This is a genomic window from Streptomyces sp. bgisy130, assembly GCF_057708345.1.
The window spans coordinates 122,335-145,280 of the sequence record NZ_JBYISA010000010.1; the positions used below are offsets into that span (position 1 = coordinate 122,335).

Here is a 22,946-nt window from a genome sequence, read left to right on the forward strand (position 1 = left end):
GATGCGAGCGCGGCCTGCTCCGTCTGAGGCGCGCAAGCCCGCAGCGCAACTTGTAGCATACGGGGGCAGCCGGACCCGGTCAATGCGCGAACGCGCACACCGGGGGCGGAAAACCCCATAACCGGCACACGCGATGTTCCGCGAGGTCGAACGGCCTCACAGTCCCTGTAGCGACAAGCAGTGCAAAGACTACGACGACAGGCGCGATGAACCAAGACCACGAGCCCGAGGCGACCCGCCGTGACGCCTCGGACACCGAAAGCAGCCGGGCCAGCCGTGGGTGGTGGGACCGCAACGCGGACGAGTACCAGAGCGAGCACGGTGCCTTCCTCGGGGACGACCGGTTCATCTGGGGGCCCGAGGGGCTGGACGAGGCGGAGGCCGCGCTGCTGGGTCCTGCCGCCGAGCTGAAGGGGCGGCGGATCCTGGAGATCGGGGCCGGCGCGGCGCAGTGCTCCCGCTGGCTGGCGGCGCAGGGCGCGCTCCCGGTGGCGCTGGACCTCTCCCACCGGCAACTCCAGCACGCGCTGCGGATCGCGGACGGCGCGGCGGACGACGCCATCGGGCTGGTGGAGGCGGACGCCGGGGCGCTGCCGTTCCGCGACCACAGTTTCGATCTCGCCTGCTCCGCCTACGGGGCGCTGCCGTTTGTCGCCGATCCGGTGCGGGTGCTGCGGGAGGTGCGCAGGGTGCTGCGGCCGGGGGGCCGGTTCGTCTTCTCCGTCTCCCACCCGATCCGGTGGGCGTTCCCCGATGAGCCGGGGCCCGAGGGGCTGTCGGTGGGGGCGTCCTATTTCGACCGCACGCCGTATGTGGAACAGGACGAGGCCGGCCGGGCCGTATATGTCGAGCACCACCGGACGCTGGGTGACCGGGTACGGGACGTGGTGGCCGCCGGGTTCCGGCTGGAGGATCTCGTGGAACCGGAATGGCCCGAGTGGAACACCCAGGAGTGGGGCGGCTGGTCCCCGCTGCGCGGGCATCTGATCCCGGGGACGGCGATCTTCGTGTGCACGGCGGATTCTTAGGGCTGCCCTTAGGGGGCTGTAGCCGGCTCGGCGGCCCGGGGCAGCGGGCCGGAGTGCGGGGCCGGGGCGGCAGACTGGGGGCGTGATCCGCCGTGACGCCCTTGACCAGCTGCCCGTCCGTACCGCGTTGCCCGCGCTCCGTACCGCCCTCGACGGTGACGGTACGGCGGTGCTGTGTGCCCCGCCAGGTACCGGCAAGACGACGCTGGTGCCGCTGGATCTGGCGGGGCTGACCGGTGCGGGGCCGGTGCGGCGGGTGCTGGTCGCCGAGCCGCGCCGGATGGCGGCCCGTGCGGCCGCGCGGCGGATGGCCTGGCTCCTGGGCGAGGAGGTCGGCACGGGGGCTCCCCCGGCGCAGGGCTGGGGCCGGGTGGGGTTCACGGTGCGGGGTGAGCGCCGGGCCGGGCCCCGTACCACCGTGGAGGTGGTGACCACCGGCGTGCTGCTTCAGCGGCTTCAGCGCGATCCGGAGCTGGCCGGGGTCGATGTGGTGGTGCTCGACGAGTGTCATGAGCGGCATCTGGATGCGGATACCGCCGCGGCGTTCCTCTTGGACGTACGGGAGACCCTGCGGCCCGAGCTGCGGCTGGTGGCGGCGTCCGCCACCACGGACGCGGAGGGGTGGGCGCGGCTGCTGGGCGGTGCGCGGGGCGCGGCGCCGGTGGTCGAAGCGGCGGGCGTGTCGCATCCCGTGGAGGTGGTGTGGGCGCCGCCGGAGCGGGCGGTGCGGCCGGCGCACGGGACGCGTGTCGATCCGGCGCTGCTGACGCATGTGGCGGGAGTGGTGCGGCGGGCGCTGCGCGAGCGGTCGGGGGATGTGCTGTGTTTCCTTCCCGGTGTCGGGGAGATCGGGCGGGTCGCCGGGGAGCTGGCCGGGGTGGACGCCGAGGTGCTTCAGGTGCACGGGCGGGCGCCGGCCGCGGTGCAGGACGCCGTATTGGCGGGCGGGAACGGCGGACGGCGGGTGGTGCTGGCCACGTCGGTGGCGGAGTCCAGCCTGACCGTGCCGGGCGTACGGGTGGTGGTGGACAGCGGGCTGGCGCGGGTGCCGCGGACCGATCACGCCCGGGGGCTCAGCGCGCTCACCACCGTGCGGGCCTCCCGGGCGGCGGGCCGGCAGCGGGCCGGCCGGGCGGGGCGGGAGGCGCCGGGCGCGGTGTACCGCTGCTGGCCGGAGGGTGAGGACGGGCGGCTGCCGGCGTTCCCCGATCCGGAGATCAGGGTCGCCGATCTGACGGCTTTCGCCCTTCAGGCGGCCTGCTGGGGGGATCCGGCGGCGGACGGGCTGGCCCTGCTCGACGCGCCGCCGGCCGGTGCGCTGGCCGCGGCCCGGGAGGTGCTCACGGCGATCGGTGCGGTGGACGGGGCCGGCCGGGCGACGGAGCGGGGCACGCGGATGGCGCGGCTCGGACTGCATCCGCGGCTGGCGCGGGCCCTGCTGGACGGGGCGCCACAGGCCGGGGTGCGGCGGGCGGCGGAGGTGGTCGCCCTGCTGAGCGAGGAGCCGCCGCGCGCCTATGGGGACGATCTGGCGGCGGCGTGGCGTACCGCGCGGCGGGGCGGCGATGCGTACGGCGCCAGGTGGCGGCAGGAGGCGCGGCGGCTGGCGTCGGCGGCCGGGGAGCCGCGTACCGGGTCGGACGGGGACGGTGGCCGGGGTGGCGGCGCGGCGCTCACGGACGATGCGGTGGCCGGTCTCGTCGCGGCGCTGGCGTTCCCGGAGCGGGTGGCGCGGGCCCGTGGTGGCGGGAGTTTCCTCATGGCGTCCGGGACGGGGGCCGAGACGGCGGGGGCGGAGACGCAGGCCGGATGGGGGCAGCGGCCGGGGTCCTCGGGCGCGGGGGGTGGTTCGGGGCTGCGGGACGCGGAGTGGCTGGCGGTGGCGGTGGCGGACCGGCCGGTGGCGGCCGCGTCGGCGCGGGTGCGGCTGGCGGCGGTGATCGACGAGGAGACGGCCCGGGCGGCGGCGCCGGCGTTGTACGCGTCCGGTGAGGAGGTCCGCTGGTCGGACGGGGACGTGGTGGCCCGGCGGGTGACCCGGCTGGGGGCGATCGAGCTGGCGGCCCGGCCGCTGACCGCGCCCGACCCCGGGCTGCTGCGGGACGCGGTGGTGGCGGGCCTGCGGCGGGAGGGGATCGGACTGCTGCGGTGGTCGGCCGCCGCGGCGTCGTCGCGGCAGCGGATGGCGTTCCTGCACCGGGAGTTGGGCGCGCCCTGGCCGGATGTGTCGGATGCGGCGCTGCTGGAGTGCGCCGAGGAGTGGCTGGGGGTGGAGCTCGGGCGGGCGCGGCGGCGGGCCGATCTGGAGCGGATCGATGCGGGGCAGGCGCTGGCCCGGCTGCTGCCGTGGGCGACGGGCGAGGCGGCCCGCTTCGACGAGCTGGCGCCGGAGCGACTCGAGGTGCCGAGCGGTTCCCGGGTGCGGGTGGATTACGAGGGTGCGCAGCCGGTGCTGGCGGTCAAGCTCCAGGAGTTGTTCGGCTGGCAGGAGTCGCCGCGGGTGGCCGGCGGGCGGGTGCCGGTGCTGGTGCATCTGCTCTCCCCCGCGGGGCGTCCGGCCGCCGTCACGGCCGATCTCGCCTCGTTCTGGCGGGACGGGTACCGGTCCGTGCGCGCGGAGTTGCGCGGCCGCTACCCGAAGCATCCCTGGCCGGAGGATCCGTCGACGGCGGAGCCGACGCGGCACACGTCGGCGCGGCTCCGGCGGGGCTGAGCGGCGTCACGGGCCGGCGTCGGCCGCTCCGTCGCCGGCTGTCGCCGCGGGGGCGGGCGGCCGGGCCGGTACTGGGGCGGGGCGGCGGCCGCGGGCTTCGAGGTACAGGCTCAGGGCGAGCAGCGCGGCGCCGAGGAGCAGGAAGCCCCAGGGGAGGTAGCGGGTGAGCAGCAGGACGAGGGTGCGCTGTGAGGTCACCAGCGCCACGGTGGAGTCGACGTAGTCGTCGCGCATCTTCACATGGCCGGCGAAGGCGGTGACCTTGCCGCCGCCGGGCAGCAGATCGCCGCCGCGCAGCTCTTCCTTGTGGATCTCCTGGCCGTTGACCGGGGCGCCGGTGACGGGTTCGACCCAGAACATCCGCTTGGTGCTGTACCAGCGGGTGGTGCCCATCTTCGCGACGGACTGCGGGGTGATGCCCTTGACCGGCATCTTCTTGGGGAGGGCGACCTTGGTCCAGGGGATGGTCTGCTCGAAGTAGTAGACCTCCAGGCCGCGGAAGGTGCGGGTCCCCTTGTAGTGGATGGGGGCCGAGGTCCGGGTCTGGGCGTCGAAGTAGGTGTAGTCGCGCCGCTCGGTGAGGAACGGCCACTTGAACTCGATGCCCTCGCGGCGCACCGGGTCGCCGTCGACCATCTCGCCGGTGGCGTGCACCGGTTCCTGGGTGTGCGCGTCGAAGAGATAGCGCTCGGGGATCGCGGAGACCATCTTGCCGTCGGGTCCGGCGACGTAGGACAGCGCGTCCCAGACGACGATGTCCCGGCCCGCGGACTTCTCGATCCGGTCGGAGGCCGCCACATCGCCCTTGAGGGTCTGCACGATGGTGACCTTCGGGACACGCTCGGCCTTCATCGTCCCGTAGTTGAGGAGGGTGGCGGGCCGGGCCTCCAGGACCGTGTCCTGGTACTGGCCGGGCGGGATCTTGGCGAGCCGGGGGAAGGCGTACCACCGCATCAGCGGGGACAGCGCGGTGAAGAAGACGGCGCAGGCGAGCAGCACCAGGCTCGACCGGCGGCGCATGCCGCGGGCGGGGCGGGGCCGGCCGGGGCCGGGCGGCGGCCCGTCGGGGGTCCTGGGGGTGGGAGCGGTACGGCGCATGGCGGTCGTCCCTCCCTCAGGGGTGCTTGGGGACGGTGATCAGCAGCGGTTTGGGCGAGGTCGTGCCGCTGGGTGCGCCGGTCGCCGTGAGGGTGAGGACGAGGGCGAACGCCGCGGCCAGTCCGACCGCGGCTGCTGTCAGGGCGCGCATGGTCGGCCTCCCGGAATCTGATACGGCGTCAGGGCTGGGGCACCGTAGCAACGGGCGGCGCAGATGAGAACACGTGACACCGCCGCCCTGCCCGGGACGGCGGGCAGGACGGCGGGGGCTTACCGGGCGCGGAGGCCGGCCCGGGGTGCGGAACCGGCCGTGTGGAGGGGCCGGTGGGCGTGGTCAGGAACCGGCCGCGGGGGCGACCTTCAGCTGGACGGTGAGGACGGCGCCGTCGGCGGTGGTCAGCCTCAGCAGGAACGTTCCCGAGTGCGCGTCGGTGTAGATCTTCGGGAGCTTCAGCAGGCCGTTGGCGTCCGTGGTGAGCCCGGTGAGGGTGCGGACCGGCTTGTTCCTGGCGTCGCCGGTGGCCTCGGGGTCCTTGAAGTAGGGGCCCTTGTCGTTCTCGACGGGCCGGCTCGGATCGTCGGTGACCATGGTGGCGGTGACCGCCACGCCCGCCGCGCTCTTGCCCTGGTAGGTCGCCTTGATCTCGACCGCGTCCTCGGCGAAGGCCATTCCGGCGGTCGCCGTCAGCTCCTTGTCCGAGGTACGGGCGAGCTTGTCGGCCTTCGGGGCGGGCTTGGCCTTGACGGTGGCGCCGACCTCGACGGCGGGCGCGGTGTGCGGCACGGTCGTGACGCGGATACGGAAGTCACCGGTCCGGTCGCCCGCACGCAGGGTGGGGGCGGTGGCCAGGCCGTCCTTGTCCGTCTTGACGGTGACGGCGGTCGCGTCGCCGGGGAAGCGGGCGTCGGTGGCCGGGGGAAGGGTGAAGCGGACGGAGACGCCGGCGACCGGCTTGCCCTGGGCGTCCTGCGCGCGGACCTGCGGCGGGGTGGCGAACTCGGTGCCCGCGGTGGTGCTCAGGTCCTTGTCACCGACCCGTACGAGGGTCTTGGGGTGCGCGGGCTCGGGGTGCGGGGTGGGCTTCTGGGAGGGCGGCTCCGTGCCGCCCGGTGTGGGGCGATTGCCGTCCGGGCGCCCCGGCTTGCCGGGCTGGTCCTGCCCCTTGCCGGGCTTGTTGGGCTTGTCCGGCTCGTTGGCCTGGTCGGGCCTGCCGGATCCGCCGGGGCGCGGGTCCTTGGCCGGCGTGCCGTCGGAGCCGCGGCCGTGGTGCGGACGGCCTGCGGACCGGCCGCCGTTGCCGTCGCCGTGCCGTCCGGTGTCGCGGTGCACCGGCAGCACGCCCCTGCCGTCCGGCACCTCATGGGTGCCGTTGCGGTAGAACGCATACCAGGACAGCACCGTGCGCAGATACTCCTCGGAGTGGTTGTAGCCGAGGATCGCCCGGTCCAGGTCGTCCTGGGCCGTCAGATCGCGGCCGCCGGCGCAGAGATAGTGGCCGGCGGCGAGCGCCGCGTCGAAGACGTTGTTCGGGTCCTTCTTGCCGTCGCCGTTGCCGTCGGCGCCCCAACCGCTGCCGTCGGGGCCGCCATCGGCCCAGGTGGAGGGGATGAACTGCATCGGGCCCACGGCACGGTCGTGGGTGAGGTCGCCGTCGTAGCGGCCGCCGTCGGTGTCGGTGATCCGCGCGAAGCCGCGGCCGTTGAGCTGCGGGCCGAGTATTGGCTGGAGGGTGGTGCCCTCGGCGTCGACCGCGCCGCCGCGCGCCTGGCCGGACTCGACCTTGCCGATTCCGGCGAGCAGCTGCCACGGCAGCCGGCAGCCCGGGTCGGAGCCGTCGATCGTGGACGCGGCCTTCTTGTACGCGGCCAGGACGGTGGCGGGGAGACCGGCCTCGGCGGGTCCCCTTCCGATGGCGGGGTCCTTGCCGGTGTGCGGCGACCCGTGCGGCGGTACCGGGCTCTTGAGGGGCGGCAGGTCGGTGTAGTACGCGGCGCCGCCGTCGATGGGAACATCGGCCGGGGGCGGGGCCGGCCGCCGTTTGGCGGCCGCGGCGCCGGCGGCTCCCGGCGCCTGTGAGGCGGTCAGTGCGGCAAGCACCAGGGCTGCCACGGCCGTCGAGGCCGCTCCCCTGTGGAGCCGCCGCCGGAAAGTGGCTGCCATACGTGGTTCCCCTCCGCATTGCCGTACCGCGCTCCTGACGCGGTATCGCGCTCCCCCAGCGCTCCAACTCAGGCGAGACTACGACAACTCGGGTCCGGCATCTACCACCCCATCAACACACATAATGATCTGAATCGATCGAGGAGAGGTACATGCCGTTCACACTCAGCCATGCCGCCGCGGTGCTCCCTGCGGTCCGCCGGACCGGTGCGGCCCGCGGCCCGCTGGTCGCCTCGGCGCTCGTGGCAGGGTCGTTCGCACCTGATATGACGTACTACGCGGACACTCTGGTTCCGGGTGGCATGGCTTTCGGTGCGGTGACCCACTCGCCGACCGGCGTGCTGACGGTGGATGTGCTGGTCACGGCGGCGCTCGTGGGCGGCTGGCTGCTGGTGCGCGAGCCGCTGACCGCGCTGCTGCCCCGGGCGTGGCAGGGACCGGTCCACGGCTTCCTGCGCGGCCGGCCCTGGCGGCCCGACGGTCCCCGTGAACGCGCCGCCCTGGTGGGCTGGTTCGTGGTCTCGGCGGTACTGGGGGCGACGACCCATGTGGTCTGGGACGCCTTCACCCACCCGGGCCGCTGGGGCACCCGGCTGGTTCCCGGACTGGACCAGGTGGTGGGCGGCCTGCCGGTCTACACCTACGTCCAGTACGGCACCTCGGCGCTCGCAATGGCGGCGATGGGCGCGTTCCTGTGGCCGGTCCTCCGGGGCGGCGGTACCGCGGCGGCCGGGCTGCCGGCGCCGGCCTCGGTACCGGACATGTCCGTACGGCTGCGGCTGCTGCTGACCGGCCCGCTCGCGCTGTGCGTAGTGGCCGGCGCCGTGCACCGTGTCCTGCGGGCGCGCGCCGAGTACGGGCCCGCGGCGAGCGTGCTCAACTACCTCCCGACCGCGCTCTTCGGCGCCGGGGCCGGCCTCGTCCTCGGGCTGCTGCTCTTCGCGGTGGCCGTACGGCTGCTGCACCGCCGCGCACTCCGCACCCGGGCGGCCGGTGCCCCGGGCCGGCCGACGGTGCCCGCGGGCCGGACCGCGCCCCGGGCGGCGTCGCCGTCGGGTGCCGGGGCCGCCTCGCCGGACAGGTCCTCCGGCGGCGAATGACGGCGCCCGATGCGCCTGTCGAGTGTCTGCGCCCCCGTCGGGCTACTCGACGAGCGCCGGGTCGGCCGGCGGCACCGGGGCCGTGGTGGCGCGGCGGGCGGTCCGCAGCAGGAAGGCGCCGCAGACGAAGCCGATGGCGGCCGCCAGCAGATGTCCGATGGTGGTGAAGTCGGGCAGCACCCCGCTCCAGTCGCCGCCGAGCACCGGCCAGGCGACGACTCCGGCCGCCGCGAGCCAGCGCGCCCGGGGCAGCAGCAGCGCACCCGCCGCGAGCACCGCCTCGGCCCCGTAGCTGATACCGAAGTCGGGGGCGTGCCGGACGCTGTCCGGATACCAGCCGTGGGCCAGGGCCACCAGGATCACCGGCACAGTGAGCAGCGTCGCCGCGAGATGCCCCAGGAGGAAGAGGCCGAAGGCGCGCCCCGCTCCGTAGTGCCGTTCCAGCCACGCCAGGCACCCGGCGACGCCGAGGCCGAGCGTGATCAGCGTGCCGGCGAAGGCTTCCGAGGCGACGTCGGTCAGGGTGCCGTCGAAGAACAGCAGGCTGCCCGCCAGCGCCCGAAGGGGACGGTCCTGAAGATTGTCCAGATGAGTGCTGACGCCGAGCAGCACCCGCTGGGCCTCCGCGGTGGACAGCACCGCGGTGCACCACAGGTGGGTCGACAACAGCAGGACGACATAGCCGGCCGTGACCGGACTGCGGGAGAGATAGGTGCCCAGGAATCGGGCCGCACGACGCATCACCGCGTGATCAAAGCAGAGCGCTCTCCCGCTGAACAAGATCCATGACGCGTCGGGCGACGACCGGTTTCCAGCCACCGCCGAACGGGGCGGAACCGGCCGCGCCGACCGCAACTCGGCGCGGTGCGGGCCGGGTTACGGGTGCGGCCAGGCGACGCGGGCCGGACGCGGCCGGGCGGCGCGGGGCTCCCGCGCCGTCACCGGCCCGCTTCCCGGCTCAGTGCGCCGCCGACTCCCAGTCCTTGCCGAAGCCGACCGAGACGTCCAGCGGGGCGCTCAGTTGGGCCGCGGCGGCCATTTCGCGGCGGACCAGTTCCTCGACCTGCTCGCGTTCGCCGGGGGCCACCTCGACGACGATTTCGTCATGGACCTGGAGCAGCAGCCGGGACTCCAGCTCCGCGGTCCGCAGCGCCGCGTCGACCCGCAGCATCGCGATCTTGACGATATCGGCGGCGGTGCCCTGGATCGGGGCGTTGAGCGCCATCCGCTCGGCCGTTTCGCGGCGCTGGCGGTTGTCGCTGTTGAGGTCGGGGAGATAGCGGCGGCGGCCGAGCATCGTCTCCGTGTAGCCGGTGGCGCGGGCCTCCTCCACGACGCGCTGGAGGTAGTCGCGCACCCCGCCGAACCGCTCGAAGAAGTTGTCCATCAGCTTGCGGGCCTCATCGGGCTGGATGCCCAGCTGCTGGGAGAGGCCGAAGGCCGACAGCCCGTACGCCAGGCCATAGGACATCGCCTTGATCTTGCGGCGCATCTCCGGGTCGACCTTGGTCTTGTCGACCGAGAAGACATGCGAGGCGACGGTGGTGTGCAGGTCCTCACCGGAGGTGAACGCCTCGATCAGGCCCTCGTCCTCCGAGAGATGGGCCATCACCCGCAGCTCGATCTGGCTGTAGTCGGCGGTCAGCAGCGAATCGAAACCCTCGCCGACGACGAAGCCACGGCGGATCGCCCGGCCCTCGTCCGTGCGCACCGGGATGTTCTGGAGATTGGGGTCGGTGGAGGACAGCCGGCCGGTGGCCGCCACGGTCTGGTTGAAGGTGGTGTGGATCCGGCCGTCGGCGGCGATGGTCTTGATCAGGCCCTCGACGGTCGTACGCAGCTTGGCCTGCTCACGGTGCCGGAGCATGATCACCGGGAGCTCGTTGTCGGTCTGCGCGGCCAGCCACGCGAGCGCATCGGCGTCGGTGGTGTAACCCGTCTTGGTCTTCTTGGTCTTGGGCAGGCCCAGCTCGCCGAAGAGGACCTCCTGGAGCTGCTTGGGCGAGCCCAGATTGAACTCATGGCCCGCGGCGGCGTGCGCCTCCTTGACGGCCTGCTGCACCGCGCCGGCGAACTGCTGCTCCATCCGCTCCAGCCAGCCCCGGTCCGCGGCGATACCGGCCCGCTCCATCCGGGCCAGCAGCACGCTGGTCGGCAGCTCCACCTCCCGCAGCAGCTCGGCCGCGCCGACCTCCGCCAGCTTCGCCTCGAACGCCGTCCCCAGATCGAGGACCGTACGGGCCTGCCCCATCAGGGCGTCCGCCTCGGCCTCCTCATCCGCGCCGAACGCCAGCTGGCCGTCACCGGCCGCCGCCGGGGCGAGATCGCGCCCCAGGTATTCGACGGACAGCGCGTCCAGCGCGAAGGAGCGGCGGCCCGGCTTGACCAGATAGGCGGCCAGGGCGGTGTCCATGGTGACGCCGTCGATGCGCCAGCCGTGCTCGCCGAAGACCCGCATCAGGCCCTTGGCGTTGTGCATCACCTTGGGGCGGGCGGCGTCCGCGCTCCAGGCGGCGAAGGCCCGCTCGTCGGCCTCGTCGAGCTGCGACGGGTCGAACCAGGCGGCCGGGCCGTCGGCGGCGGCCAGCGCCACCTCGGCGACGCTGCCGCTGCCCAGCGTCCACACGTCGACCGTGGCCACACCCAGGGGTCCGGTGCCGTGCTCGGCCAGCCACGGAGCGAGTTCACCGGCGCCGATGACCGTGCCGTCCACCTCGACGCCGGGGGCGGGGGCGGCCTCCTCGGCGGCCTCCGCGGCGCCCGGGTCGACGGCGTGCAGCCGGTCCCGCAGGCCCTGGTTGCGGATCTCCAGGGCGTTGAAGAGGACCGCGAGCGCGTCCCGGTCGTACGCCTCGCGGGTCAGCTCCGCCGGGCCGCACGGCAGCTCGACATCGCGCACCATCTCCGTCAGCCGGCGGTTGAGCTTCACCGCCTCCAGGTGCTCGCGGAGGTTGGCACCCGCCTTGCCCTTGACCTCGTCGACGCGCTCCACCAGCTCGGCGAACGAACCGAACTGGTTGATCCACTTCGTGGCGGTCTTCTCGCCGACGCCCGGGATGCCGGGGAGGTTGTCGGAGGGGTCGCCGCGCAGCGCGGCGAAGTCCGGGTACTGGGCGGGGGTCAGGCCGTACTTCTCGAAGACCTTCTCCGGGGTGAAGCGGGTCAGCTCCGAGACACCCTTGGTGGGGTAGAGGACCGTGACGTCGTCGGAGACCAGCTGGAAGGAGTCGCGGTCGCCGGTGACGATCGAGACGTGGAAACCCTGCGCGGTGGCCTGCTCGGTGAGGGTGGCGATGACGTCGTCGGCCTCGAAGCCCTCGATCGCGAAGCGCTTGACCCGCATCGCGTCGAGCATCTCGCCGATCAGCTCGACCTGGCCCTTGAACTCGTCGGGCGTCTTGGAGCGGTTCGCCTTGTAGTCGGCGAATTCCTCGGACCGCCAGGTCTTGCGGGAGACGTCGAACGCCACCGCGAAATGCGTGGGCGCCTCGTCGCGCAGGGTGTTCGCGAGCATCGACGCGAAGCCGTAGATCGCATTGGTCGGTTGTCCCGTGACGGTGGTGAAATTCTCCACGGGCAGGGCGAAGAACGCCCGGTATGCCATGGAATGCCCGTCCATCAGGAGCAGGCGGGGACGACCGCCCGCCGCCGCTTCGGTCCCGGTCGCTTCGCTCTTCTTCGCTGCCTTTGCTGCCACGCCCCCGATCCTGCCACGCCCCACTGACAATCCCCGCCGCGGCGGCCCCGGCCCCGCGCCGTACCCCGCTCCAACCCCGCGCCGTACCCCGCTCCGGCACCCGCCCGCACACCGCTCCGGGCCGCGCCGCACGCCCGGCCGCCGCCCCGGCACGCGCCTGCCGCGATCACCTCTACACCGCCCCGCGCGTCCGTGACAGGATCTGATGTCTACCGCAACGATCCGCCCGTGCCGGCGGAGCAGCCCACGGCTCAAGGGAGAGCGCCATGGCAGGCAAGCCGCCCGCATCGGACCCCGTCCAGGACGCGCCCCAGGTCAGCGCACCCCAGCACGCCGCCGTCGGACTGCCGGCGATCACCCACGCGCTGCGCATCTCCCAGCAGCAGATGGGCGTGCGCCGTACCGCCCTCACCCTCCTGCGGGTCAACCAGCCGGACGGGTTCGACTGCCCCGGCTGCGCCTGGCCCGAGCCCGACAAGCCGCACACCGCCGAATTCTGCGAGAACGGCGCCAAGGCCGTCGCCGAAGAGGCCACCCTGCGCCGCGTCACCCCGGACTTCTTCGCCGAGCACTCCGTCGCCGACCTCGCGGACCGCAGCGGTTACTGGCTCGGCCAGCAGGGCCGCCTCACCCACCCCATGTACCTCGCCGAGGGCGCCGACCACTACGAGCCGGTGACCTGGGAACAGGCCTTCGACATCGTCGGCGAGGAGCTGACCGCCCTCGACTCCCCCGACGAGGCCGTCTTCTACACCTCCGGGCGCACCAGCAACGAGGCCGCCTTCCTCTATCAGCTCTTCGCCCGCGAATTCGGCACCAACAACCTCCCCGACTGCTCCAACATGTGCCATGAGTCGTCGGGCTCCGCCCTGACGGAGACCATCGGCATCGGCAAGGGCAGCGTCCTCCTGGAGGACCTCTACAAGGCCGACCTGATCATCGTCGCCGGCCAGAACCCGGGCACCAACCACCCGCGGATGCTCACCGCCCTGGAGAAGGCCAAGGCCGGCGGCACGAAGATCATCTCGATCAACCCGCTGCCCGAGGCCGGCCTGGAGCGCTTCAAGAACCCGCAGACGCCGCGCGGTCTGGCCGGCGGGGGCACCGCGCTCACCGACCTCTTCCTCCAGGTACGCCTCGGCGGCGACCAGGCGCTCTTCCGCGCCCTCAACCGCCTCGTGCTCGACACCGAGGGAGCCCTCGACGAGGACTTCATCCGTGAACACACCCACGGATTCGAGGAGTTCGCGCGCACGGCCCGCGCCGATGACGACTGGGACGAGACGCTGCGCGCCACCGGCCTGACCCGCGCGGAGATCGACCGCACGCTCGCCATGGTCCTCGCGTCGAAGCGCACCATCGTGTGCTGGGCCATGGGCCTGACCCAGCACAAGCACTCCGTCCCCACCATCCAGGAAGTCGTCAACTTCCTCCTGCTGCGCGGCAACATCGGCCGCCCCGGCGCCGGCGTCTGCCCCGTACGCGGCCACAGCAACGTCCAGGGCGACCGCACCATGGGCATCTTCGAGCGGCCCGCGCCCGCCTTCCTCGACGCCCTGGAGAAGGAGTTCGGCTTCGCCCCGCCCCGGGAGCACGGCCTCGATGTCGTCCGTGCCATCCGCGCGCTGCGCGACGGGCAGGCCAAGGTGTTCTTCGCGATGGGCGGCAACTTCGTCGCGGCGACGCCCGATACGGACGTCACCGAGGCAGCGATGCGCCGCGCCCGGCTGACCGTCCATGTCTCCACCAAGCTCAACCGCTCGCATGTGATCACCGGTGCCCGCGCACTGATCCTGCCGACGCTGGGCCGTACGGAACGCGATGTGCAGACCGGCCACGACGGCGCGCCCGCCGAACAGTTCGTGACGGTCGAGGACTCCATGGGCATGGTGCACGCCTCCCGCGGCCGCCTGACGCCCGCCGGTCCCCAGCTGCTGTCCGAGCCGGCCATCGTCGCCCGGCTGGCCCGCCGTGTCCTGGGCACCAAAAGCCGCACCCCCTGGGAGGAGTTCGCGCGGGACTATGCGACGATCCGCGACCGTATCGCCCATGTCATCCCGGGCTTCGAGGACTTCAACACCAGGGTCGCCCGCCCCGGAGGCTTCGCCCTCCCGCACGCCCCCCGGGACAGCCGCAGCTTCCCCACCGCCACCGGGAAGGCCAACTTCACCGCCGCGCCCGTCGAATACCCCACCGTCCCCGAAGGCCGGCTGCTGCTCCAGACGCTGCGCTCCCACGACCAGTACAACACCACCGTCTACGGCCTCGACGACCGCTACCGCGGCATCAAGAACGGCCGCCGGGTGGTGCTCGTCCACCCTGACGACGCCCGCGAACGGGGCCTGGCCGACGGCGCGTACACCGATCTGGTCAGCGAATGGACGGACGGCAGCGAGCGGCGCGCGCCCGGTTTCCGCGTGGTGCACTACCCGACGGCCCGCGGCTGCGCGGCCGCCTACTACCCCGAGACCAATGTCCTCATCCCGCTCGACCACACCGCCGACACCAGCAACACCCCCGCCGCCAAGTCGATCGTGATCCGCCTGGAGGGCCCCCGGGAGGACTGACCGCCCACGGGGAGGCCGGCGGGAACAACGACCCCGCGCTGAGCGCTTGCTCAGGGGCCTGATAGGAACAGGCACGGATCGACGACGATCACGGGCGAGCGAACGGAGCCGTAGGCATGGGTGAGCGCAGCACCACCACATTTCCGCAGGAGATCCTGGACCAGTGGGCCGGCCTCGGCCTCGACCTGCCGTCCCTCTTCTCCGCCGGCCACCTCGGCGAGCGGATGAGCGTGCAGGTCACCGAAGCCGCCCCCGAGCGCATCGTCGGCACCATGCCCGTCGAGGGCAACACCCAGCCCTACGGACTGCTGCACGGCGGCGCCTCGGCCGTCCTCGCCGAGACCCTCGGCTCCGTCGGCGCCATGCTGCACGGCGGCCCCACCAAGCTCGCCGTCGGCGTCGACCTGAACTGCACCCACCACCGCGGCGTCCGCTCCGGACTGGTCACCGGTGTCGCCACCCCCGTACACCGGGGCCGCTCCACCGCCACCTACGAGATCGTGATCACCGACGAACAGGACAGGCGGGTCTGCACCGCCCGGCTGACCTGCATGCTGCGCGACGTGGAAACCGACGCCTACCGCGCCTGATCCACCCCGGCCGGCGCTCCGCCGGCCGCCGTCACGGCCCCGCCCCCGGCCCCGGGAGCGGGGCCGTTCGCGTATCCGTAACTCTGAGTAACCCGCGCGCCGTGGGGCGCCCGGAGCAACTCCCGTACCCCCCACGGGCATCGGCACCACCCTGACCGGCGCATCCGCTATCCGGACGCCGTTCCGTCACCACGCGCCCCATCCCCCCGTGGAAGTGCGCGTTCACCCTCCGCACCGCGTTCGCCCTGCGGTGTAAGGACCATAACGGCATAACGCTCATCGAAGGTCATAACAAGAGCGTCACATCCTGGTCTGCGCCTCTGCCGGTCCGGCGAACACCGGCTTAGAGTCACCGCCAGTCACCGCGCCGCCGGGCCCGCTGACGGCGCAGCACCCTCGCGCTCCCGCTCGCCCGGCCAGCGGAACGGCCATGCGACAGCCGTGGCCGCGCCAGGGAAAGGACTGCTCGTGCGTCACCGTTCCTTGCTTCTCCTCACCACCGCAGTCACCGCCGGCGCCCTCACGCTCTCCGCGTGCGGCTCCCGCGGCGACACCAAGAGCGGCGACGGATCCAAGACCACCGTCGTCATCGGCCTCGACGCCCCCACCACCGGCGAGCTCTCCGCCCTGGGCCTGGGCATCCGCAACTCCGCCCAGCTCGCCATCGACACCGCCAACAAGACCGGCGAGGTCAAGGGCGTCAACTTCAAGCTCGAAGCCCTCGACGACAAGGCGCTCCCCAACGTCGGCCAGCAGAACGCCACCAAACTCGCCGGCGACAAGGACGTACTCGGCGTCGTCGGCCCGCTCAACTCCGGCGTCGCCCAGTCCATGCAGCAGGTCTCCAAGCAGAACAACCTCACCCTGATATCGCCGGCGAACACCACGCCCGACCTCACCCAGGGCAAGGACTGGAAGCAGAACAAGCGCGTCCGCCCCTTCCCCACCTACTTCCGCACCGCCACCACCGACGAGGTGCAGGGCGCCTTCGACGGCCAGTACGCGTGGGAGAAGATGAAGGTCAAGAAGGCCTATGTGATCGACGACCAGAAGACCTACGGCGTCGGCCTCGCCTCCTCCTTCAAGGACCAGTTCGTCAAGCTCGGCGGAAAGATCGCCGGCACCGAACACGTCAGCCCCGACGACCGTGACTTCAAGGCCGTCGTCTCCAAGGTCAAGTCCGCCAAGCCCGACCTGGTCTTCTACGGCGGCGAATACCCCGCCTCCGGCCCGCTCAGCCAGCAGCTCAAGGACGGCGGCGTCACCGTTCCCCTCATGGGCGGCGACGGCATGTACAGCGGCGACTACATCAAGCTCAACAAGAAGGCGCAGGGCGACTACGCCTCCTCCGTCGGCAAGCCCGTCGAGGAACTCCCCTCCGCCAAGAAGTTCATCGCCGACTACAAGGCAGCCGGCTTCAAGGAGTCCTACGAGGCCTACGGCGGCTCCACCTACGACTCGACCTGGGCCATCATCCAGGCCGTGAAGAAGGTCGTCGAGGACAACGACGGCAAGCTCCCCGACGACGCCCGCAAGAAGGTCGTCGACGCGATGAACAAGGTCACCTTCGACGGTGTCACCGGCCCCATCGCCTTCGACAAGTACGGCGACACCACCAACACCACGATCACCGCCTACCAGGTGGACAAGGGGAAGTGGGCCTCCCGCTTCAGCGCCGAATTCAAGAAGTTCGACAAGAGCTGACCAACCGCACCACTCCTCATCACCACGGGCCGCGCCAGGACGCACCAATGACCCTGGCGCGGCCCGTGGCACACCGGGACCCCCCGGCTTCTCCTCACTCCCACGCAACGGAGGCCCTGCGGTGAGCGAACTGCCGCAACAGCTGGCCAACGGACTCATCCTCGGCGCGATGTACGGTCTCATCGCGATCGGCTACACGATGGTCTATGGAATCGTCCAGCTCATCAACTTCGCCCATGGCGAGATCTTCATGGTCGGCGGCTTCGGAGCGCTCAGCGTCTACCTGGCGCTGCCGTCCGGTACCTCGCTGATCCTCGCCCTGCCGGCCATGCTCCTCGGCGGTATCGCCGTATCCGTCCTCGTCGGCATCGCAGCGGAACGATTCGCCTATCGTCCGCTGCGCGGCGCCCCACGCCTCGCCCCCCTGATCACCGCCATCGGCCTGTCCATCGCCCTCCAGCAAGCCATCTGGAAGTGGTACCCCGACGGCAAACAGGCCCGCGTCTTCCCCCAGTTCAAGGGCCACGCCTTCGACATCCTCGGTGCCACGGTCCAGCGCGGCGACATCTTCGTCCTCGTCGCCGCCCCGGCCTGCATGATCGCTCTCGGCTTCTTCGTCGCCAAGACCCGCAGCGGCCGCGCCATGCAGGCCACCGCGCAGGACCCCGACACCGCCAAGCTCATGGGCATCAACACCGACCGCATCATCGTCCTGGCCTTCGCCATCGGCGCCGCCTTCGCCGGTGTCGCCGCCGTCGCCTACGGACTGCGCACCGGCGAGGTCCAGTTCCGCATGGGCTTCATCATGGGCCTCAAGGCCTTCACCGCGGCCGTGCTCGGCGGCATCGGCAACATCTACGGCGCCATGCTCGGCGGTGTCGTCCTCGGCGTCGCCGAAGCCCTCGCCACCGCCTACATCGAGGAAATACCCGGCATGGAGCAATTCGGCGGCGGAGCCTGGAAGGACGTCTGGGCCTTCGTTCTCCTCATCCTCGTACTCCTCCTGAGACCACAAGGTCTCCTGGGCGAACGCGTCGCGGATCGGGCGTGATACCGATGACCACCCACACCACCACCCCGGCCCGCGGCCTGATCCCGCTCCCCGAGCGCACCGCGCGCCTCGTCACCGCCGCCGGCGCCCTGGCCACCACCGCCAGCACCGCCCTCGCCTGGACCTGGAGCAGCGACTTCCCCGGCGACCTCACCTACTACCTCTCCCCCGCCGGGCTCCAGATCGTCACCCTCGTCGGCGGGCTCCTCACCCTGCTCCTCGCCTGCTCCGCGCTCGGCGTCCGCGGCCTGCAATGGCTCACCCCGGCGGGCCGCAACGCCCCCACGCTCCTCGCGGCCCTCGCCACGTTCGCCGCCACCTGGTTCACCCTGCTCTCCATCGCCGTCGAGCTGAACGGCCTGATCAACCTCGAACCCGGCGGCGCCATCGCCGGACTCGCCTCCCTGATCACCGTCGCCGGCGCCCTCGCGCTGCCACCCGACCAGGTCCCCGACACACCACCCGGCAACCCCTGGCAGCGCTTCACCGCGAGCCTGGCCGCCTCCCCCCTACGGCGCCGCACCCTCGAACTCCCCTCCTGGGCCGAGATCCTGATCATCGCGGCCGCCTTCGCCGCCGGTCTGCTCGTCTTCACCTACGGGATCGACACCGACGACGGCGCCCCCTTCGTCGGCTACCTGATCTTCATGGTGCTGGCCATCCCGGCCCTCAACCGGGCCGGACTCATCGCGCGGCTCACCGCACTCACCCACACCCACCGCGGGGTGGCCCTCGGCGCGGCCTTCGTCGCCGCCGCCTGCTTCCCCCTCACCCAGGACACCGACCAGTACACGATCATCGGGGCCAACATCCTGATCTTCGCGACCGTCGCCCTGGGCCTCAATGTCGTCGTCGGCCTCGCCGGTCTGCTCGACCTCGGCTACGTCGCCTTCCTCGGCGTCGGCGCCTACGCGGCCGCCCTCGTCTCCGGCTCCCCCGAATCCGCCCTCGGGCTCCACTTCCCCTTCTGGGCAGCCCTGCTGACCGGCGCCGCGGCCTCTCTCATCTTCGGCGTCCTCATCGGCGCCCCCACCCTGCGCCTGCGCGGCGACTATCTCGCCATCGTCACGCTCGGCTTTGGTGAGATCTTCCGCATCGCCATGCTCAACCTCAACGGCACCACCGGCCCCGACGTCACCAACGGCGCCATGGGCATCCCCAACATCCCCAACCTCGAAATCTTCGGCTTCAACTTCGGCGAGCCGCACACCATCCTCGGCATCCCCATCGCCACCTACGGCAACTACTACCTGCTGATGATCCTCGTGACGGCCTTCGTCGTCCTCGTCTTCCGGCGCGCCGCGGCCTCCCGCATCGGCCGCGCCTGGATCGCCATCCGCGAGGACGAGACCGCCGCCATCGCCATGGGCATCAACAGCTTCCGCCTCCGGCTCCTGGCGTTCGCGCTCGGCGCCGCGCTCGCCGGCCTCGCCGGCACCGTGCACGCCCACGTCGTCACCACGGCCACCCCCGAACAGTTCCAGTTCGCCGGGCCCCAGCCGCCCAACTCCGCCTTCCTCCTCGCCGCCGTCATCCTCGGCGGCATGGGAACCCTCAGCGGACCCCTCGTCGGCGCCGCACTGCTCTTCCTCATCCCGGCCAAGCTCGACTTCATCCAGGACTACCAGCTCCTGCTCTTCGGCATCGCCCTCGTCCTCCTGATGCGCTACCGCCCCGAGGGCCTCATCCCCGACCGCAGGAAGCAGCTGGAATTCCACGAGACCGGCCAACTCGACGTGCCCGACCAGCAGCGCCTCCCGGACGCAGACGCCACCCTCGGCGCCACCAAGGCAAAGGCGTGACGACCATGACCACAGCACCCAGCCTCGCACCCGCCACTGACACCGTCCTCAAGGCCGACGGCGTCACCATGCGCTTCGGCGGACTCACCGCCGTACGCGGCGTCGACCTCACCGTCGGCGCCGGCGAAATCGTCGGCCTCATCGGCCCCAACGGCGCCGGCAAAACCACCTTCTTCAACTGCCTCACCGGCCTCTACGTGCCCACCGAAGGCACCGTCAGCTACCAGGGCACCCGCCTCTCCCGCAAACCCCACCTCGTCACCCAGGCCGGTGTCGCCCGCACCTTCCAGAACATCCGCCTCTTCGCCAACATGACCGTCCTCGAAAACACCCTCGTCGGACGGCACACCCGCACCAAAGAAGGGCTCTGGTCCGCGCTCCTGCGCAGCCCCGGCTTCAAAAAGGCCGAGCGCACCAGCGAAGAACGCGCCATGGAACTCCTGGAGTTCACCGGCCTCGCCCACAAACGCGACCACCTCGCCCGCAACCTCCCCTACGGCGAACAACGCAAGCTCGAAATCGCCCGCGCCCTCGCCAGCGAACCCGGACTGCTGCTGCTGGACGAACCGACCGCCGGCATGAACCCCCAGGAAACCCGCGCCACCCAGGACCTCGTCCTCGCCATCCGCGCACAGGGCATCGCCGTTCTCGTCATCGAGCACGACATGCGCTTCATCTTCAACATGTGCGACCGCGTCGCCGTCCTCGTCCAGGGCCAGAAACTCGTCGAAGGCACCGCGGACGTCGTCCAGGCCGACGAACGCGTCATCGCCGCCTACCTGGGCACCCCCGTCGAGGACGTCGCTCCACCGGACCGGCCCACCGACACCGCCGCGCCCGAGACCCCGGCCCCGGACCCGGCAGCAGAACCCGACGCAGCAGACGGGACGGCCCCCGCAGACCGGCCGGCCCAGGGACAGACCGGAGACACCCCATGACCGCACTCCTCGAGGTCGAGGACCTCCGCGTCGCCTACGGCAAGATCGAAGCCGTCAAAGGCATCTCGTTCTCCGTCGAAGAAGGCCAGGCCGTCACCCTCATCGGCACCAACGGCGCCGGGAAAACCACCACCCTGCGCACCCTCTCCGGCCTCCTCAAGCCCCTGGCCGGCAAGATCACCTTCGATGGCGAACCGCTCAACGGCGTCCCCGCCCACAAAATCGTCGAACGCGGCCTCGCCCACTCCCCCGAAGGCCGCCGCCTCTTCCCCCGCCTCACCATCGCCGAAAACCTCAAGCTCGGCGCCTTCCTCCGCAAGGACTCCGACGGCATCGACAAAGACATCCAGCGCGTCTACGACCTCTTCCCCATCCTCGGCGAACGCAGCAAACAAGCCTCCGGCACCCTCTCCGGCGGCGAACAGCAAATGCTCGCCATGGGCCGCGCCCTGATGTCCCGCCCCAAACTGCTCATGCTCGACGAGCCCTCCATGGGCCTCTCCCCGATCATGATGCAGAAGATCATGGAGACCATTCGCGAACTCCGCTCCCAAGGCACCACCATCCTCCTCGTCGAACAGAACGCCCAGGCCGCGCTCTCCCTCGCCGACCAGGGACACGTCATGGAAATCGGCCGCATCGTCCACTCCGGCAGCGGCGAATCCCTCCTCCACGACGAATCCGTCCGCAAGGCCTACCTCGGCGAGGACTGACCCCACACCGCCCCGACACGAGCGGCCCCGCACCGGTCAACACCGGTACGGGGCCGCTCACACACTCGGCAGCGCCTACTGATCCTTCTGCTGCTTCTTCTCCTCGGCGTCCTCGATGACCGCCTCGGCGACCTGCTGCATCGACAGCCGCCGGTCCATCGACGTCTTCTGGATCCACCGGAACGCGGCCGGCTCCGTCAGCCCGTACTGCGTCTGAAGAATGCTCTTCGCCCGGTCCACCAGCTTCCGGGTCTCCAGCCGCTGGGTGAGGTCCTCGACCTCCTTCTCCAGCGTCCGCAGCTCGGTGAACCGGCTCACCGCCATCTCGATCGCCGGCACCACATCGCTCTTGGAGAACGGCTTCACCAGATACGCCATCGCACCCGCGTCCCGCGCCCGCTCCACCAGCTCACGCTGCGAGAACGCGGTCAGCATCAGCACCGGCGCGATGCTCTCCTCTGCGATCTTCTCGGCCGCCGAGATACCGTCCAGCACCGGCATCTTCACGTCCAGGATCACCAGATCGGGACGGTGCTCCCGGGCCAGCTCCACAGCGGTCTGCCCGTCCCCGGCCTCGCCGACGACGGTGTAGCCCTCCTCCTCCAGCATCTCTTTGAGATCGAGACGGATGAGGGCCTCGTCCTCGGCGATCACGACGCGCGTGGTCAGCGGCGGGACATGCGACTGATCGTCATCGGCGACGGGCTGCTCGGGCTCGGCGGCGCTCACGGGACTCCTCATTCCAGGCAGGTGGTGCCATTGCAGCCTACCTAGCGGCGGCCATAGTGACGCACGCGGTAGGGTGTCTCTCGCAACCGGCCCGGTTGGTGGAACTGGTCAGACACGCGGCTCTCAAACAGCCGTGCCCTTGGGCATGTGGGTTCGAATCCCACACCGGGCACCCTTGAACAAGTGGAATTCCCCCTTCGCGTGATTCGCACGCGCTTTCGTTCCTTTCTCGCGATGCGTCACGCACAGTGATGTCATGAACTTCCACGGCGCAGATGTGCGACACACGGCAATCGCCCAGCTCCGCGCGGGGGCAAGGAACGCGGAGGTGGCCCGCGCGCTGGGCGTCCCTCTCGGCACCATCGGCTACTGGCGACACATGGACCGCGCCGAGCGCGGAGAGTGTCCGGGCGCCCACAACCCGCAATGCCCACGGTGCGACGGGCGCGAACTCGACGCAGCCGCCTACGCCTACCTCCTCGCCCTCTACCTCGGCGACGGTCACATCATCCAGTACTCGGCGCACCGCGTACCGAGTCTCATGATCGCGTGCGGTGACGGCTGGCCGGGCCTCATGGATGCCTGCGAAGCCGCCGTGCGCGCGGTCTTCCCCGACAACTCCGTATGCCGCGTCAGCAGGACCGGCTGCCACAACGTGAAGGTCTACTCCAAGCACTTATGGTGCATGTTCCCGCAGCACGGTGCGGGAAAGAAGCACGAGCGGCCGATCGCCCTCGAAGCGTGGCAGCAGCAGATCGTGGACGCACACCCGTGGGAGTTCCTCCGCGGGCTGATCCACTCCGACGGCTGCCGGATCACCAACTGGACCACCCGGCTCGTCGGCGGCGCACGCAAGCGTTACGAATACCCGCGGTACCTCTTCACCAACAAGTCCGACGACATCCGCAGGCTCTGCTCGGAGACCCTCACGAAGGTCGGGGTCGAGTGGACGACCCTCGCCCGCGGCAGCGACCCGTTCAACATCTCCGTGGCCCGCAAAGCCTCCGTTGCCCTCATGGACCAACACATCGGGCCGAAGTACTGACAGGGACGGC

At 71.5% G+C, this 22,946-nt stretch carries 17 protein-coding genes and 1 tRNA gene; 12 read left to right on the forward strand and 6 right to left on the reverse strand.

Going from position 1 to position 22,946, the window contains the following annotated elements:
• Positions 1–206: 206 nt before the first annotated feature.
• Complete coding sequence (locus AC3EUV_RS16195) at positions 207–1,028, forward strand: class I SAM-dependent methyltransferase (protein WP_432143221.1); 822 nt, start codon at positions 207–209, stop codon at positions 1,026–1,028.
• A gap of 82 nt (positions 1,029–1,110) precedes the next feature.
• Positions 1,111–3,741: an ATP-dependent helicase HrpB gene (hrpB, locus tag AC3EUV_RS16200; RefSeq protein WP_435603200.1), complete on the forward strand. Its 2,631-nt coding sequence runs from the start codon at positions 1,111–1,113 to the stop codon at positions 3,739–3,741.
• A gap of 6 nt (positions 3,742–3,747) precedes the next feature.
• Here the strand turns inward: hrpB and pgfA are convergent, their stop codons facing one another.
• From pgfA to AC3EUV_RS16215, 3 genes are all read right to left on the reverse strand, one after another.
• Positions 3,748–4,761, reverse strand: a complete 1,014-nt coding sequence (gene pgfA, locus AC3EUV_RS16205; RefSeq protein WP_432143236.1) for a cell envelope lipid trafficking protein PgfA — start codon at positions 4,759–4,761, stop codon at positions 3,748–3,750.
• A 94-nt stretch (positions 4,762–4,855) separates the two neighbouring features.
• Positions 4,856–4,990 carry an SPW_0924 family protein gene (locus AC3EUV_RS16210; RefSeq protein WP_435603201.1) on the reverse strand — a complete coding sequence of 45 codons (135 nt, stop codon included), beginning with the start codon at positions 4,988–4,990 and terminating at the stop codon, positions 4,856–4,858.
• Positions 4,991–5,173: 183 nt separating this feature from the next.
• Positions 5,174–7,000 carry a lytic transglycosylase domain-containing protein gene (locus AC3EUV_RS16215; RefSeq protein WP_435603202.1) on the reverse strand — a complete coding sequence of 609 codons (1,827 nt, stop codon included), beginning with the start codon at positions 6,998–7,000 and terminating at the stop codon, positions 5,174–5,176.
• A 152-nt stretch (positions 7,001–7,152) separates the two neighbouring features.
• On the opposite strand from AC3EUV_RS16215, the gene AC3EUV_RS16220 reads away from it, so the two are divergent.
• Entirely contained in the window at positions 7,153–8,100 is a 948-nt protein-coding gene (locus AC3EUV_RS16220; RefSeq protein ID WP_432143218.1) for a DUF4184 family protein, read from the forward strand.
• Between the two features lie 42 nt (positions 8,101–8,142).
• Here the strand turns inward: AC3EUV_RS16220 and AC3EUV_RS16225 are convergent, their stop codons facing one another.
• Positions 8,143–8,841: a rhomboid-like protein gene (locus tag AC3EUV_RS16225; protein ID WP_435603233.1), complete on the reverse strand. Its 699-nt coding sequence runs from the start codon at positions 8,839–8,841 to the stop codon at positions 8,143–8,145.
• Between the two features lie 217 nt (positions 8,842–9,058).
• Positions 9,059–11,797 carry a DNA polymerase I gene (gene polA / locus AC3EUV_RS16230; RefSeq protein WP_435603203.1) on the reverse strand — a complete coding sequence of 913 codons (2,739 nt, stop codon included), beginning with the start codon at positions 11,795–11,797 and terminating at the stop codon, positions 9,059–9,061.
• Positions 11,798–12,063: 266 nt separating this feature from the next.
• On the opposite strand from polA, the gene AC3EUV_RS16235 reads away from it, so the two are divergent.
• The 7 genes from AC3EUV_RS16235 to AC3EUV_RS16265 all read left to right on the forward strand — a co-directional run bounded on the left by AC3EUV_RS16235 (position 12,064) and on the right by AC3EUV_RS16265 (position 21,162).
• Positions 12,064–14,364, forward strand: coding sequence for an FdhF/YdeP family oxidoreductase (locus tag AC3EUV_RS16235; RefSeq protein ID WP_432143216.1), 2,301 nt, complete (start codon positions 12,064–12,066; stop codon positions 14,362–14,364).
• Between the two features lie 116 nt (positions 14,365–14,480).
• On the forward strand, positions 14,481–14,954 hold the full coding sequence (locus AC3EUV_RS16240; protein WP_432143215.1) for a PaaI family thioesterase: 474 nt from the start codon (positions 14,481–14,483) through the stop codon (positions 14,952–14,954).
• 483 nt (positions 14,955–15,437) lie between these two features.
• Positions 15,438–16,658 carry a branched-chain amino acid ABC transporter substrate-binding protein gene (locus tag AC3EUV_RS16245; protein ID WP_432143234.1) on the forward strand — a complete coding sequence of 407 codons (1,221 nt, stop codon included), beginning with the start codon at positions 15,438–15,440 and terminating at the stop codon, positions 16,656–16,658.
• A 121-nt stretch (positions 16,659–16,779) separates the two neighbouring features.
• Positions 16,780–17,709, forward strand: a complete 930-nt coding sequence (locus tag AC3EUV_RS16250; RefSeq protein ID WP_432143214.1) for a branched-chain amino acid ABC transporter permease — start codon at positions 16,780–16,782, stop codon at positions 17,707–17,709.
• A 5-nt stretch (positions 17,710–17,714) separates the two neighbouring features.
• On the forward strand, positions 17,715–19,511 hold the full coding sequence (locus AC3EUV_RS16255; RefSeq protein ID WP_432143213.1) for a branched-chain amino acid ABC transporter permease: 1,797 nt from the start codon (positions 17,715–17,717) through the stop codon (positions 19,509–19,511).
• A gap of 5 nt (positions 19,512–19,516) precedes the next feature.
• The gene (locus AC3EUV_RS16260; protein WP_432143212.1) at positions 19,517–20,449 is read left to right on the forward strand and encodes an ABC transporter ATP-binding protein; all 933 of its coding nucleotides are present in this window, start codon (positions 19,517–19,519) and stop codon (positions 20,447–20,449) included.
• Positions 20,446–21,162 (forward strand): ABC transporter ATP-binding protein, encoded by a 717-nt coding sequence (locus AC3EUV_RS16265; protein ID WP_432143211.1) that lies wholly within the window; start codon positions 20,446–20,448, stop codon positions 21,160–21,162. The genes AC3EUV_RS16260 and AC3EUV_RS16265 overlap by 4 nt, the downstream gene beginning before the upstream one ends.
• A 75-nt stretch (positions 21,163–21,237) precedes the next feature.
• Here AC3EUV_RS16265 and AC3EUV_RS16270 read toward each other — a convergent pair whose 3' ends face one another.
• Positions 21,238–21,891, reverse strand: coding sequence for an ANTAR domain-containing response regulator (locus tag AC3EUV_RS16270; RefSeq protein WP_432143210.1), 654 nt, complete (start codon positions 21,889–21,891; stop codon positions 21,238–21,240).
• Between the two features lie 89 nt (positions 21,892–21,980).
• Between AC3EUV_RS16270 and AC3EUV_RS16275 the strand changes: the two genes are divergently transcribed.
• Positions 21,981–22,063, forward strand: a tRNA-Leu gene (locus AC3EUV_RS16275).
• Between the two features lie 84 nt (positions 22,064–22,147).
• Complete coding sequence (locus AC3EUV_RS16280) at positions 22,148–22,936, forward strand: helix-turn-helix domain-containing protein (protein ID WP_435603204.1); 789 nt, start codon at positions 22,148–22,150, stop codon at positions 22,934–22,936.
• Positions 22,937–22,946: the final 10 nt, after the last annotated feature.

Excerpts from the sequence above, each read along its gene's own strand:
- AC3EUV_RS16255 (WP_432143213.1), top strand. The coding sequence starts at position 17,715 with ATGACCACCCACACCACCACCCCGGCCCGCGGCCTGATCCCGCTCCCC.
- AC3EUV_RS16240 (WP_432143215.1), top strand. The coding sequence starts at position 14,481 with ATGGGTGAGCGCAGCACCACCACATTTCCGCAGGAGATCCTGGACCAG.
- AC3EUV_RS16265 (WP_432143211.1), top strand. The coding sequence starts at position 20,446 with ATGACCGCACTCCTCGAGGTCGAGGACCTCCGCGTCGCCTACGGCAAG.
- AC3EUV_RS16210 (WP_435603201.1), bottom strand. The coding sequence starts at position 4,990 with ATGCGCGCCCTGACAGCAGCCGCGGTCGGACTGGCCGCGGCGTTCGCC.
- AC3EUV_RS16235 (WP_432143216.1), top strand. The coding sequence starts at position 12,064 with ATGGCAGGCAAGCCGCCCGCATCGGACCCCGTCCAGGACGCGCCCCAG.
- AC3EUV_RS16220 (WP_432143218.1), top strand. The coding sequence starts at position 7,153 with ATGCCGTTCACACTCAGCCATGCCGCCGCGGTGCTCCCTGCGGTCCGC.
- AC3EUV_RS16195 (WP_432143221.1), top strand. The coding sequence starts at position 207 with ATGAACCAAGACCACGAGCCCGAGGCGACCCGCCGTGACGCCTCGGAC.
- AC3EUV_RS16225 (WP_435603233.1), bottom strand. The coding sequence starts at position 8,841 with ATGCGTCGTGCGGCCCGATTCCTGGGCACCTATCTCTCCCGCAGTCCG.
- AC3EUV_RS16280 (WP_435603204.1), top strand. The coding sequence starts at position 22,148 with ATGAACTTCCACGGCGCAGATGTGCGACACACGGCAATCGCCCAGCTC.
- AC3EUV_RS16260 (WP_432143212.1), top strand. The coding sequence starts at position 19,517 with ATGACCACAGCACCCAGCCTCGCACCCGCCACTGACACCGTCCTCAAG.
- pgfA (WP_432143236.1), bottom strand. The coding sequence starts at position 4,761 with ATGCGCCGCCGGTCGAGCCTGGTGCTGCTCGCCTGCGCCGTCTTCTTC.
- AC3EUV_RS16215 (WP_435603202.1), bottom strand. The coding sequence starts at position 7,000 with ATGGCAGCCACTTTCCGGCGGCGGCTCCACAGGGGAGCGGCCTCGACG.